Below are 12570 nucleotides of genomic sequence, written 5' to 3' on the forward strand. Positions count from 1 at the left end.
CGCCGGGCCCCGGGCCCCTCCTCCGCATCAGGTGCTCATCGGAGCCCGTGGGGCGTGGTTGAGGACTTCTCAGACGGCCAGAACGACGACGGTGAGCAGGTTGAACCCGGCGTGCAGCAGGATCGGCCGGGAGAGGGACCCCGTACGGGTCGCCTCCACGCCTGCGAGGAGGCCGAGGGCCACGAGCCCCGGGACGACGACGGCGGCACCGGGGTCGGCGAGGTGGATGACGCCGAAGAGGCACGCCGACAGCCCCACCGCCGGCCCCGGGCCCATCCGGCGCAGGAGCGACCGGAGCAGCAGGCCGCGGAACACGAGCTCCTCCACCACCGGGGCGATGACCACGACCCCGACGGCGAGGAGTGCCAGTTCGGCGCCTCCCGCGTTCTCGAGGCGCTGCACCGCCTCCTGGGGGGCGTCGTCGACTCCCGCCAGCTCGGCGATGGGCAGCAGGGCGATGAGCGCCAGGATCTGGAGTGCCAGGCCCACGAGGAGCCACCCGCTGTCGCGCATCGAGACCCGCAGGCCGAAATCCCGTGCGGGGGAGCCACTCCCGCGCACCCGGGCGACGACCCACGCGGCGACGAGCATCGTGGCGTTCTGCACGAGGAGGACGACGCCGAATCCCCACGCCGTGAGGTCGGGGGCGTCGCCGGGGCCTTCCGTCAGGATCCCGGCCGCGGCCATCGCTCCGACGGTGAACGCCGCCACGAAGAACCCGGTCCCCCACACCACGAACGTGTCGGGCAGTCCCCAGGAGAACCGGCGGGTGGCGGGGCCCGTGGGCGTCGGCTGCACGCCTGACACGGTAACGGCCGACCTGAGCCGGGCCGCGCCGGGGAACACCCGGGGCCTCCGGTGCCGTTATCGGGTCGTACCATGGTCAGCGACGTTCCCGAAAGGCCCCGTCATGAGCAGCCAGCCTCCCGGCCCCCCGCCGGGACCACCGCCGAGCCCTCCCGAGGGGCAGAACGGCCCCGACGCCGACAAGTCGCGCCCGTGGCCCCGGTGGATCCCGTTCCTGGGTGTGGGCCTCATCGTGGCGCTGCTGGTGTTCAACGGCTTCTTCCGGGAGAGCACCGACCGGTACGACTTCGAGTACTCCGAGTTCATCGAGGCCGTCGAGGACGATCAGGTCAAGAGCGTCAGCATCGACCAGGACAACGGCAAGATCGTGGGCGAGTTCGAGGAGACCTCCGACGAGTTCGACAACAAGGAGGAGTTCGAGGCGCAGGGCCCACGCGACCAGATCCCCGAGTCCGACATCGCCCTCCTCGACGAGAAGGGCGTCGGACGGGACTACGAGCCCGAGAAGAGCAACATCATCGGTGACTGGCTGGTGCTGCTGGTTCCGATCGCACTCATCATCGGTGTGTTCGTGTGGCTCAACCGCCGCGCCCAGGGCCAGATGGCCGGCGTCATGAACATCGGCAAGTCGAAGGCGAAGGTCTACGCCACCGAGAAGCCCAAGACGAGCTTCGACGACGTCGCGGGCTACGAGGGCGTCAAGAAGGAGATCACCGAGGTGGTCGACTTCCTCAAGTACCCGTCGAAGTTCCGCGACATCGGCGCCAAGATCCCGAAGGGGGTCCTTCTCGTCGGGCCGCCCGGAACCGGAAAGACCCTGATCGCCCGCGCGGTCGCAGGCGAGGCGGGGGTTCCGTTCATCGCGGTCACCGGCTCCGACTTCATGGAGATGTTCGTCGGTGTGGGCGCGTCACGCGTGCGCGACCTGTTCCAGAACGCGCGCAAGCAGGCGCCGGCCATCATCTTCATCGACGAGGTCGACTCCATCGGGCGCAAGCGGGGCGCGGGCCTCGGCGGCGGCCACGACGAGCGTGAGCAGACGCTCAACCAGATCCTCGGCGAGATGGACGGGTTCGAGCCCACCGAGGGCCTGGTGGTGATGGCGGCCACGAACCGGCCCGACGTGCTCGACGCGGCGCTGTTGCGGCCCGGGCGCTTCGACCGCCAGGTCCTCGTACCGCTGCCGTCGCAGGGCGAGCGCGAGGACATCCTCCAGGTCCACTTCCAGGACAAGAAGATCGGCGACGACGTCGACGTCGCGACCCTCGCCAAGGGCACACCGGGCATGAGCGGGGCCGATCTGGCCAACCTCGTGAACGAGGCGGCGCTCTACGCCGTCCGCCGCGGCGACGACGAGGTGCGCGCCGAGGACTTCGAGAACGCACGTGACCGGGTGCTCATGGGCCTCAAGCGCGACTCGATGTCGATGAGCGAGGAGGAGAAGGAGGCTGTCGCCTACCACGAGGCGGGCCACGCCCTCGCCGCCTACGTCCTCCCCCACGCCGACCCCGTCCACAAGGTCACGATCCTCCCCACGGGTATGGCGCTGGGTGTCACACAGCAACTGCCCGAGGAGCGTCACATCCACCGCTACGACTACATCGCCGACTCCCTGGTGGTGCGGATGGGCGGTCGCGTCGCCGAGGCGCTGGTGTACGACGAGCTCTCCACCGGCGCCAACAACGACCTCGTGGGTGCCACCGAGCTGGCGCGCAAGATGGTCCGTGAGTGGGGCATGTCGGGGCGGATCGGGCCGATGGCCTGGGGCTCGCAGGGCCAGGTGTTCCTCGGCGAGGACCTCGTGCACACCCGCGACTACTCCGACGACACCGCGCGCGTGATCGACGAGGAGGTCGAGCGGATCCTGCGGGAACAGGAGGAGCGCACACGCGAGCTCCTCGCCGAGTTCCGCCCCGGGCTCGACGCGGTGGCGCAGGCGCTGCTCGAGAAGGAGACCCTCGAGGGGGCGGAGGTGGAGCGTCTCGTCGACGAGGCGATGGGCCGACCCTCCGGCGGCAAGCGGGTGATCCGGAAGGCCGACGGCACACGTGTCGAGGTCGAGCCCCCCAAGACCGAGATCACACCCGACGGCGACCTCGAGCCCGAGGTGGCGCCGTCACCCGCACCGATCATCGGGCCTCCCCTCGATCCACCCGGGCGGGCCTGATCCGCTCAGCTCCCCACTCCACCGAGGTCGTGTTCGGGGGTCGACCCGGGAGCCCGCACCTCCGCTACGGCCGCCCACAGGTCTGTGGCCGTCGTGTTGCCCACGAATGCAGCGCGCACGGCGCCGTCACGGTCGGCGACGACGACGAGCGGTACCGAGTCGATCCCGTAGCGTGCGTGCAGCTCGCGAGCCGCGGAGTACTCGACGTCGCAGGTGGCGACCGCCTGCGACTCCAGTGCGGCGACCTTGCCCTTCATCGTGGCGCAGCTGTCGCAGGTTGCCGACGAGAACAACGCCACGAGCCATTCGGCCTCGGGGCGCTCGAAGTCGTCGCGCCGGAGGTGCTGCGGGACCGTCGGCCCGACGGGTGCGGGCGCCGGGTCCCTCCGCCGGCGCTCGATGATCCGGGCGAGGGCGGCGGCCACAACGACGACCACGACAGCAACGGCGATGCGGAGCTCCACGAACGGCGACGTTACCGACCGCGGACCGTGGAGCTGAACCGGGGTCAGCGGACCGGTACGCCCGAGGTGACCGCCACGCCCGACGGGAACGACACCAGCGTCGCCATGACGGGGCCCGTCGCCGTGATCTCCAGTGCGGCCTGCTCGATGTCGGGGACGTCGCCGAGCTTCACGGTGAGCCGCCGACCGGGCTCGAGAGGCACGTCGGTGACGTCGAGATCGGCGGCGTCGAGGTCCGCGGCCCGGAGCTCCTCGCGCGTCCCGTCGGCGAACACCGTTGCCGACACCCGGACGGTCTCGCCCTCGCTGAACACGGCCGGGTTGAAGATCACGATCCGGTCGGCCGAGCCCTCGGTGACGGCGGCGTAGCCGAACGCCCAGCGCCCGGAGCCGGCCGTGATGCCGTCGGTGCCCGCGACACCGAGCGCGGTGGACGGGCCGCGGAACACCCACCGCTGGTCGACGACGACCGGTCGGTCGTTGACGGAACGGATGCGCACGGTGTGCCCCTCGTCGACGGGGAGCTGCTCACCGAGGCCGAGAGCCGCCACCGACCGGGGCGGTACGGAGAGCACCTGCGGTTCGACCGGCGTGTCGCCGTCGACCGCGAACGACGCCTCGATCTCCGCCGTCGTGTCACCGGGATTCAGGACGACGACGGCCTCCGACACGTCGGGGCCCACGCGCCCCTCCACGATCGCCCAGTCGGTGGCGGGGGCCATCGCGCCGAGCGAAACCGCGAGACCGGGCGTCTTGATGTTCCCGATGTAGACCGTCGTGCGCTCCGCCACGAGACGACCCGACCGGGCCTCAACGGAGAGCCCCAGGATCTCCTCCCGCGGAAGGGCGGTGTGGATCTCCGCGCGCACCTTGGAGTGCGCGGGGACGACGAAGCCCTCGAGGGACTGGTCGGGGACGGTCCCCGCCGCCGTGAAGAGCGTCACGTCGACGACGGCGTCGTCCCCGAACGGGTTGAAGAGCTCGAGGAACTGACCCGTGTCGGCGGTGGTCGTGCCGGCCGCGAAGTACCACGTGGGCGACGCCGTGGTCGCACACGGCCCCCCCGCCACGTCGTCGGCGCCGCGCAGCAGGTGGTCGACGACGACGGTGCCGCCGAACGCCTCGACGACGACACCGGGCGAGACGCTCTCGACGAGATCCGACACGAGGATGCGCTCCTGCGAGCCCGCCGGCACGACATAGCGCTCCCGGACGGGATCGCCCTCGTCGCCACGCTCCACCGTGACGAGCACATCGGCGTCCTCGTCGCCGATGTTGGCGACGACGACCGTCTCGTCCGCGAAGCCCTCCGGGTCGGAGCTCCCGGCGGCGCAGTACCAGGTCGCGGACGTGCGTCCCTCCACGATCTCGGCGGCGGGCACAGCAGTTGCCCCCGCGTCGGCGTCGGGCCTGTCCGCGACGTCGCCGCCGGAGTCGGCGCCGCCCGTGCCCAGGACGGCCGCAGCGACGATCGCACCGACGACGATGAGGAGGATCGGCAGCCGCGGTACGCGCCGGCCACGCGCCCTCTCCCGTTCACGGATGGCGCGTCGCTCGACGCCCGGCTCGGGAGACGTCACGAGGTCACCTCCCCCCGGGACGGGCCGAGGTCGGCCGGACTTTCGTGCGCGTCCGCCGCCTGCTGTCCCGACGCGCCGTGCCCCCGCCGGCCCGTGCGCCACCACAGCGCCAGGACGATGAACCAGGCCAGGGCCTCGGCTGCCACGAGGAGCAGGCGCGAGGTCTCGCCCCCGTACGAGATGGATATCGACTCGGACCCGCCGTTCTCCGCGTCGTACCCGTTGGACCACCCGAACGCAGGGAAGTGCTCGAGGCTCTCCCCGTCGGCCGACGCCGACCAGTCGGGATCGAACGCCTCGCCCCACAGGAAGATCCCCGGCGGAGCGGGCGCCGAACCGGACCGGGGGCCGGTGAGCGGGACGGCGAAGGCGCCGGGATCGACGCGTTCGGCCGCGCTCAACGGATCGTCGGGATGGAGCAGGTCGGCGGTCGCTCCGCTCTCGGACGGGACGAGCGCGGCGGCGCTCTCGTTGATGTCGGTGGGGGTGTTCGGGACGATGGCGCGCAGCGGGATCCAGACCTCGTTCTCGTACAGAACGAGGTCGTCGCCGAGCTCGCTACGGGCAAGGTCACGCTGGCGGTCGAGCGCGGCCAGCGTCCCGGTGGGGATGTCGCCCTCGACCCCGTCGGGAGCGTTGCGCTCCGGAACCACGAGGTACCGGACGCCCATCGGCGCGAGCATGTGCCCGAGACGCGTGGTGTCGCCGTCGACGGCGCGCTCGAGCGCGTCGCCCAGGAGTTCGTTGGCGCCCGCGTCGGAGCCGAGCGGCCACAACTCACGGGCGTCACCCGTGCCGTCGCGCGTCGTCCCGTAGCCGACACGCTCGGAGTCGTCCCCGAGCTCGCGGACCCACGGGTCGAGGGGCAGGATCTCCGGGTCGCCGACCCACAGGGTCCGGAACGAGGACCCGTCGACGTCGCCGTCGATGAAACCCAGGGTGGCGGACCAGCCGCGACCCGGCATCTCCCACCGACCGTCGACCGACGCCCCCGCGAGTGCGGCTGCCGGAAGAACGAGCGCGATCCCGGCGCCCACGGCAGCGGCCTGGCGCCAGCCGAACCCGAATCGGGGAAGGTCGTCGACGAAGGCGGCGGCGCCGATCCCGACGGCGAAGGCGAGGCCGACGGCTGCGGGGACGAGGAGGAGGTCGGGTGAGGGGACGAGCAGGTCGCCACCGAAACGGGCAGGTACCCAGACGAGCGCGAAGCCGACCAGAGCGAGCATCCACGCCCGGGCGGCCCACTGGAGTCGACGCCGCGTGGCGACGAGGAGGGAGAAGGACGCCGCCGCCAGGATCCCCCACTCCAGCCAGCCTCCCCCGGCAGGGCCGGTGTGGAAGCGCAGGATGTCGGCGAGGCGCATTCCCTCCACGGAGAACACGGCGCCGAGCGAGGCGGGGTCCCCACCGCCGTCGACGAAGGCGAAGGGCCACGGGGCCAGCAGGACGAGAGCCAGCACGACGGCGCCCGCTCCCGCCACGACGGCCCGACCCGCCAGGCGGAAGCCACCGACGACCGGGAGCGAGAGGACCAACGCCACGACGATGACCGGGACGAAGGCGATGGCCGCGGGAGCGAACGCCGTCGCGATCGCCGTGAGGACGACGAGGCGGAACCACGATCGCCGCGCGGCGGGGACGTCCGCGACGGACCGGGGCACAGTGCTGTCGTGTCCGCCCGCCTCACCCGACGGGTGGATCCCGGAGCTGCGCAGGAGCGCCGAGAGGATCGCGGGTGCCAGGGCGTAGAGGACGATCGCCCCCAGGCGCCCGTTGGCGATGGCGTTTCGCGGGATCGGGATCGCCGCGTAGGCGAGCGCGGCGGCGAAGGCCGGTCCGGCCGACACCGACCGGGGCCGCACGAGTCGGTACATGAGCACCGCGCCGAGCGGGATGGCGCCGACGACGATGACCGTACGCGCCAGCCCGACCGCACCGAGCAGGACGGTGCCGAGCGTCCCCATCAGCGCGAACGCGGCGGGAGCGGGCGCGGCGGCGCCCAGCCCGGAGAAGCGCCACCCCGACGTGAACGTGTCGAAGAGGTCACGGGTGCCCGGCCACTCGAGCAGCGACCCGACGCTCGCCACGCTCCCGAAAAGGAGGTCGCGCTGACCCACGAGCAGGACGAGCGCCAGCACGATCCAGCCGATGGCCACGGGCGTACGCGCCCGTCGCCCCGCTCCCTGCATGGCGTTCTGCCCGAGGTGTTCGAGCTCCTCGAGTCGTTCCTGCGCGTGGAGCTTGTCGCCGATGTAGCGCGCCGCCCGGGCACTCCCACGCACCTGGAGAAAACGGAGGTCGGCGTCGGTCGCCCGGCGCTGGCGCTTCACCGCCGCTCGGTCGCCGCGGAGGCTTCCGAGCCTGCGCAGGTTCCAGAACCACGCTCCCAGGACCGCGCGGGCCCGTGCGGTACGACGGCTGACGAGGAAGACCAGACTCTCCACCACCGCCACGACGAGGAAGGCCGGAGTCAGCCAGAGCAGCGTGCGGGCGGAGTAGTTCTTGAGGAACGCGCGGAGCCGGTGCTGCTCGTACTCGCGGGGCCTCGTGCGGGGCCCGATCCGGTCGTCGACCGCCGACTCGGCGTGGCGCCCGCGGGCGTCGGGGGCGACGAGAACACGTGCGCCGGCGAGACGAGCCCTCCACCCGAGATCGAGGTCCTCGACGCCGGGCGACACCATCGGGTCGAAGCCACCGAGGGTCTCCATGAGGTCGGTGCGCACGAGCATCGCCGCTCCGGACACGAAGAAGACGTCCCGCACGGCGTCGTGCTGCTCCTGGTCACGCTCGCCCGGTTCGACGATCGACCGGGCGGCGGCGAAACGGTCCATCGACTGCCCGACGTCGACCAGGATCCTCTCGTCGTCGGCCCCTACGAGTTTGGGGCCGACGATCCCGGCGTTCGACCGGTAGGCCTCGTCGACGAGACACGCCAGGGCGTCGGGGTCGAGGGCGACGTCGTCATGGAGGAACAACAGGAAGTGGGCCCCCTCGACGGACCCCAGCGCCTCGTTGGCCATGGCGGCGTACGTCGTGGAGTCGACCCGCCGCACGAAGGCGCCGGGAGCGGCGAGGGCGACCCGTCCGGTCAGGTCGTCGGGACCCTCGTGGGCCGCCACGAGCACGGACAGGGCCCCGTAGCGCTGGGCGGCGAGCGCCTCGAGTGTGGCCACCAACGAGGGACGGTCGCCCCGGGTGAGGACCACCGCCACCACGGGCGGCGCCTCCGGGCGCTCCGGCGCGGGCGCGGCTGGATCGTCGGCGGGCATCGGAGCGCGGAGCCTACCGGCGCTGCGTCGGCGGGGCGCGCTCCGGGGCGGGACGTGGCGGCGCCGTCACCGACCGGAGGCCTTGTGCCGGAAGGGATCTCGGGCTTCTGCTTGCAATAGTTAGCGAAAGGAGTTACTGTGTCAAGCACACAGGTCCCCCGAGGACCGGCCGCTGCCGACAATGCCCCCACGGGCGACGGGAGAGGAGCCGGCCCGGGCGGATCCAGGTCGAACGAGACACACGAGCAAAGGACACGCCATGCCAGCGAAGACAGCAGCAAAGACGGCGACGTCGACGTCGAGCACCTCGGGCCCCGACGAGTTCGACATGAGGAAGTCCCTCCAGGACGCCGGGTACATCGCCCTCGGGATCGGTGTCCTCGGGGCCCAGCAGGTCCGGAAGGGCGTGAACTCGGCCACCGAGAAGCTCGGTGAGGCACGTGGCAACGCCCGCGACCAGGCCTCGAAGGTGCGCTCCGACGCGCGCAGGCAGTTCGAGTCGGTCCAGAGCGCCGTCACCGACGCCTCCCGGACGGTCGCCGACACCGTCGACGACGCCACGAAGGACGCTCGCGAGCGTGCGGCGTCGCTGCGCGGCGAGGTCCGCACCCGGGTCGGGTCGCTGAGCGACGAGGTCCGCGAGCGTGCCGACGACGCGGGCCAGGCTGCCCGTGAGCGCCTCGAGCCCGTCGTGGAGCAGATCCAGAGCCGGCTCCAGGAACTCCCCCAGACCGCCGGCAAGGCCATCGACGAGGGTCGTACCCGCGTGGAGCGTCTCGTCGGTCGCGGCTCCGGTGCGGCGCCCGCCACGTCCACGTCGTCCGCCGCGTCGAAGGCGTCGACCAACTAGGACGACAGATCCCGCAGCGGAACCGCTGCGTACCGTCCCCCCGTCACCGGCCTCCCGCAAGGGAGGTCGGTGCGCGTTCGGAACTACCCTCGACCCGGTGACCACCCGCTACGCATGCCTGGCCGGTGGTGTCGGAGCCGCCCGGTTCCTCCGGGGGCTCCTGCGCACCGTTCCCGCCGAGGACGTCACGGTCGTCGTCAACACCGCCGACGACGACGAGATCCACGGTCTACCGGTGTCGCCCGACCTCGACACGGTGACCTACACCCTCGCCGGTACGGAGAACCCCCACACGGGGTGGGGTCTGGCCGGCGACACCTTCGAGGCCACAGCGGCGCTCGCGCGCTACGGGATGCCGACGTGGTTCCGTCTGGGTGACCGCGACATCGCCACGCACCTGTTCCGGGCCCACTGCCTCCGGGAGGGAAAGACGCTGTCGGGGGCCACGGCGGAGATCGCTGCGGCCTGGGGCGTGCGCGCGAGGCTGCTCCCGATGTCCGACGACCGCGTCCGGACCGTGATCAGCGTCGCCGGTGCCGAGAACGGCGCGACAGCCGACGACGGCGTCACCGTCGAGATGGCGATGCAGGAGTGGTTCGTCGGGCAGCGGTGCGAGCCGGCGGTCCGTGCCGTGCGCTTCGAGGGTGCCGACACCTCCACGCCGGCACCCGGGGTCCTCGAGGCCCTCAACGCTGCCGAGTCCGTCGTGGTGTGCCCGTCGAACCCCGTGATCTCGATCGGTCCGATTCTCGCGGTCCCCGGGATCCGCGAGACCCTCGCCCGCCGCCGCGAGCACGTCGTCGGGGTCAGCCCCATCATCGGTGGGTCAGCCGTGAGGGGCCCGGCGGACCGGCTCATGGCTGCACTCGGCATGGAGGTCTCCTGCGCGGGAGTGGCGGCCGCGTACCGCGAGTTCTGCGGAACACTCGTGATCGACGGTATCGACGCCGGGCACGTGGGTGAGATCGAGGCTCTCGGTGTGCGCGCTGTCGTCGCCGACACGGTGATGCGTGACACCGCCGTGGCGGCCGAACTCGCACGTACGGCCCTGTCGGCGGTTGCGTGAGTAATGACGGCACCCGTCCCGAGCCTCTCGGTCCACCCCCTCCGGGGGGTCGGCGACATCCACGCCGGCGACGACCTCGGTGCCGTCCTCGCGGCCGCCGCCACGTCGGCCGACGGCACCACGGCCATGCAGGACGGCGACTGCGTCGTCGTGACCCAGAAGATCGTGTCGAAGGCTGAGGGGCGCAGCGTCGCGCTCGACAGGAGCGAGCCCGGGCGCCACCGCCGGGCGTTGATCGAGGCCGAGTCGGAACGTGTCCTGCGGCGGAGGGGTGACCTGCTCATCAGTGAGACGCGCCACGGCTTCGTCTGCGCCAACGCCGGTGTCGACGCCTCCAACGTCCCGGAGGGAACGGTGACGCTGCTACCCGTCGATGCCGACCGCTCGGCGGGACGGATCCGCTCGATGCTGGCGCGCCGCGCGGGTGTCGACGTGGCCGTCATCGTGACCGACACCTTCGGGCGCCCGTGGCGCGAGGGAGTGTGCGACGTCGCCATCGGCGTCGCGGGCATCGCCGCTGTCGTCGACCTCCGGGGAACGAACGACGCGGGTGGTCGTCCCCTCGAGGTCACGGAGGTGGCCGTCGCCGACGAGATCGCGGCCGCGGCGGATCTCGTGATGGGAAAGTCCCGCGGAGTACCCGCCGCCGTCGTCCGCGGGCTCGACCCCGCCTGGTTCGTGGACAGCTCCGTTCGCAGACTCGTGCGCCGGCCGTCCGAGGACCTCTTCCGATGAGCGCTCCCGAGTTCCTCGCGCGCCGACGCTCGGTCCGGGCCTTCACGGCCGAGCCCGTGTCAGCCTCGCTGCTCGACGACCTCCTCGAGTCGGCGTGCCTCGCACCGGCCCCCACCATTCGCAGCCCTGGCGGTTCGTGGTCGTGCACTCCGACGGCGCAAAGGCCGCGCTCGCCGACGCCATGGCGCAGCGCTGGCGCGAGGACCTCGAACGCGACGGGACCCCCGGCGACCGCATCGCCGAGCTCACCGACGCCTCGCGGAGCCGGCTGCGCTCGGCGCCGGCGCTCGTACTCGGGTGCGTCACCGACGACGGCCTCGACCACTACCCCGATGCCGCCCGCCGGGCGGCCGAGGCGGGGATGGCTCTTCTCTCGCTCGGTGCGGCCGTGCAGAACCTGATGCTCGCCGCCACCGAGACGGGGCTGGCAACGTGCTGGGTGGCGGCGCCGATCTTCTGCCCCGATGAGGCACGGCGCGCCCTCGACCTGCCGCCCGACTGGGCGCCGAGGGCCCTGGTGATGGTCGGTCGCCCTGATCCGGGCTACACACCCCGGCCGCGCGAGGCCGCGGACCTGCGCCGGCTCAGCACCCGCCGCTGAGAGGCGGATGCTGCATCGTCACCGCGACGCGGCGCGTGTCGCCTTGAAGAACTCGACTGTTCTCCCGACACCCTCCTCGAGCGTCGTGAAGGGCTTCCACCCCAGATGGATCTCCGCCCGTCCCGGGTCGAGGGCCGATCGCTGGAGCTCCCCGAGCCGCGGCGGTGCGTAGCGCGCCGGATCGGTGAAGCCGGTCTGTTTCGCCATGACGTCGAACAGGTGCTGGACGCTGGTCTCGACGCCGGTCCCGATGTTCATCAGCAAGCCACCGCCCTTGTCACCGGCCCGCACGAACGCATCCACGACGTCGTCGACGTACACGAAGTCGCGTGTCTGCTCGCCGTCGCCGTAGATGGTGGGGCGTTCCCGGTTGAGGAGAAGGCCGGCGAAGATCGAGACGACACCCGCCTCGCCGTGGGGGTCCTGGCGGGGCCCGTACACGTTGGCCAGCGCCAACGCCGTGTACTCGAGCCCGTGCACCTCCCTGTAGTAGTGGAGGTAGTCACCGACGGCCTTCTTGGCGACGCCGTAGGGCGACTCGGGGCGCTGCGGTGCACCCTCCCGAACGGGCAGGTCCTCGGGTGACCCGTAGATCGTCCCACCCGAGCTGGCGAAGACGACCTTGCGTGCACCGGCCGCGACGGCGCCCTGGAGCACGTTGAGCGCACCGATGATGTTGACCTCGGCGTCGAAGTCGGGTCGGGCCACCGACACGCGCACGTCGGCCTGCGCCGCGAGGTGGAAGATCAGCTCCGGGCGTCGGTGCTCGATCAGGTCGGTGACGGCCTGCGAGCGGACATCGATGCGGTGGAACGAGAAACGTCGCGAGCGCAGCGCCCGTGCGTCGGCCAGGTTGCCGAGCGACCCGGTGGAGAGATCGTCGGCGACCTCCACGTCGCATCCTTCCGCCAGCAGGCGGTCGACCAGGTTGGAGCCGATGAATCCGGCGCCGCCGGTGACGAGAGCCTTGGTGCCCATGCGAGTGTCCGGTGTCGTGGATGGTTGGTGACGCGATCGGTGCCGGTTGCCCG

Annotated in this window: 10 protein-coding genes; 5 read left to right on the top strand and 5 right to left on the bottom strand. The window is 71.9% G+C overall.

What is annotated here, in order from left to right; genetic code table 11:
- Window positions 1-69 precede the first annotated feature (69 nt).
- On the bottom strand, window positions 70-798 hold the full coding sequence (locus R3A49_06530; protein ID MEZ5170385.1) for a type II CAAX endopeptidase family protein: 729 nt from the start codon (window positions 796-798) through the stop codon (window positions 70-72).
- Between the two features lie 112 nt (window positions 799-910).
- Between R3A49_06530 and ftsH the strand changes: the two genes are divergently transcribed.
- A complete protein-coding gene (gene ftsH / locus R3A49_06535; protein MEZ5170386.1) occupies window positions 911-2974 on the top strand; it encodes an ATP-dependent zinc metalloprotease FtsH in 2064 nt (687 codons plus the stop codon).
- A 5-nt stretch (window positions 2975-2979) separates the two neighbouring features.
- On the opposite strand, the gene R3A49_06540 is transcribed toward ftsH, so the two are convergent.
- From R3A49_06540 to R3A49_06550, 3 genes are read right to left on the bottom strand one after another with little or no spacing between them, the layout of a single operon-like run.
- Window positions 2980-3438 (bottom strand): hypothetical protein, encoded by a 459-nt coding sequence (locus R3A49_06540; protein ID MEZ5170387.1) that lies wholly within the window; start codon window positions 3436-3438, stop codon window positions 2980-2982.
- A gap of 44 nt (window positions 3439-3482) precedes the next feature.
- Entirely contained in the window at window positions 3483-5018 is a 1536-nt protein-coding gene (locus tag R3A49_06545; protein ID MEZ5170388.1) for a DUF5719 family protein, read from the bottom strand.
- Complete coding sequence (locus tag R3A49_06550; GenBank protein MEZ5170389.1) at window positions 5015-8287, bottom strand: glycosyltransferase family 2 protein; 3273 nt, start codon at window positions 8285-8287, stop codon at window positions 5015-5017. Before R3A49_06550 ends, R3A49_06545 begins: the two co-directional genes overlap by 4 nt.
- Window positions 8288-8546: 259 nt before the next feature.
- Between R3A49_06550 and R3A49_06555 the strand changes: the two genes are divergently transcribed.
- The 4 genes from R3A49_06555 to R3A49_06570 all read left to right on the top strand — a co-directional run bounded on the left by R3A49_06555 (window position 8547) and on the right by R3A49_06570 (window position 11539).
- Complete coding sequence (locus R3A49_06555; GenBank protein ID MEZ5170390.1) at window positions 8547-9137, top strand: hypothetical protein; 591 nt, start codon at window positions 8547-8549, stop codon at window positions 9135-9137.
- A 97-nt stretch (window positions 9138-9234) separates the two neighbouring features.
- Window positions 9235-10203 (top strand): 2-phospho-L-lactate transferase, encoded by a 969-nt coding sequence (gene cofD, locus R3A49_06560; GenBank protein ID MEZ5170391.1) that lies wholly within the window; start codon window positions 9235-9237, stop codon window positions 10201-10203.
- Between the two features lie 3 nt (window positions 10204-10206).
- Window positions 10207-10938: a coenzyme F420-0:L-glutamate ligase gene (cofE, locus tag R3A49_06565; protein MEZ5170392.1), complete on the top strand. Its 732-nt coding sequence runs from the start codon at window positions 10207-10209 to the stop codon at window positions 10936-10938.
- Between the two features lie 94 nt (window positions 10939-11032).
- Window positions 11033-11539 (top strand): nitroreductase family protein, encoded by a 507-nt coding sequence (locus tag R3A49_06570; protein ID MEZ5170393.1) that lies wholly within the window; start codon window positions 11033-11035, stop codon window positions 11537-11539.
- An 18-nt stretch (window positions 11540-11557) separates the two neighbouring features.
- On the opposite strand, the gene R3A49_06575 is transcribed toward R3A49_06570, so the two are convergent.
- Window positions 11558-12517: a GDP-mannose 4,6-dehydratase gene (locus R3A49_06575; protein ID MEZ5170394.1), complete on the bottom strand. Its 960-nt coding sequence runs from the start codon at window positions 12515-12517 to the stop codon at window positions 11558-11560.
- Between the last annotated feature and the right edge of the window lie 53 nt (window positions 12518-12570).

Source organism: Acidimicrobiia bacterium, assembly GCA_041394025.1.
GTDB lineage: Bacteria > Actinomycetota > Acidimicrobiia > IMCC26256 > JAOSJL01 > JAOSJL01.

Excerpts from the sequence above, each read along its gene's own strand:
- cofE (MEZ5170392.1), top strand. The coding sequence starts at position 10,207 with ATGACGGCACCCGTCCCGAGCCTCTCGGTCCACCCCCTCCGGGGGGTC.
- R3A49_06555 (MEZ5170390.1), top strand. The coding sequence starts at position 8,547 with ATGCCAGCGAAGACAGCAGCAAAGACGGCGACGTCGACGTCGAGCACC.
- ftsH (MEZ5170386.1), top strand. The coding sequence starts at position 911 with ATGAGCAGCCAGCCTCCCGGCCCCCCGCCGGGACCACCGCCGAGCCCT.
- R3A49_06575 (MEZ5170394.1), bottom strand. The coding sequence starts at position 12,517 with ATGGGCACCAAGGCTCTCGTCACCGGCGGCGCCGGATTCATCGGCTCC.
- R3A49_06550 (MEZ5170389.1), bottom strand. The coding sequence starts at position 8,287 with ATGCCCGCCGACGATCCAGCCGCGCCCGCGCCGGAGCGCCCGGAGGCG.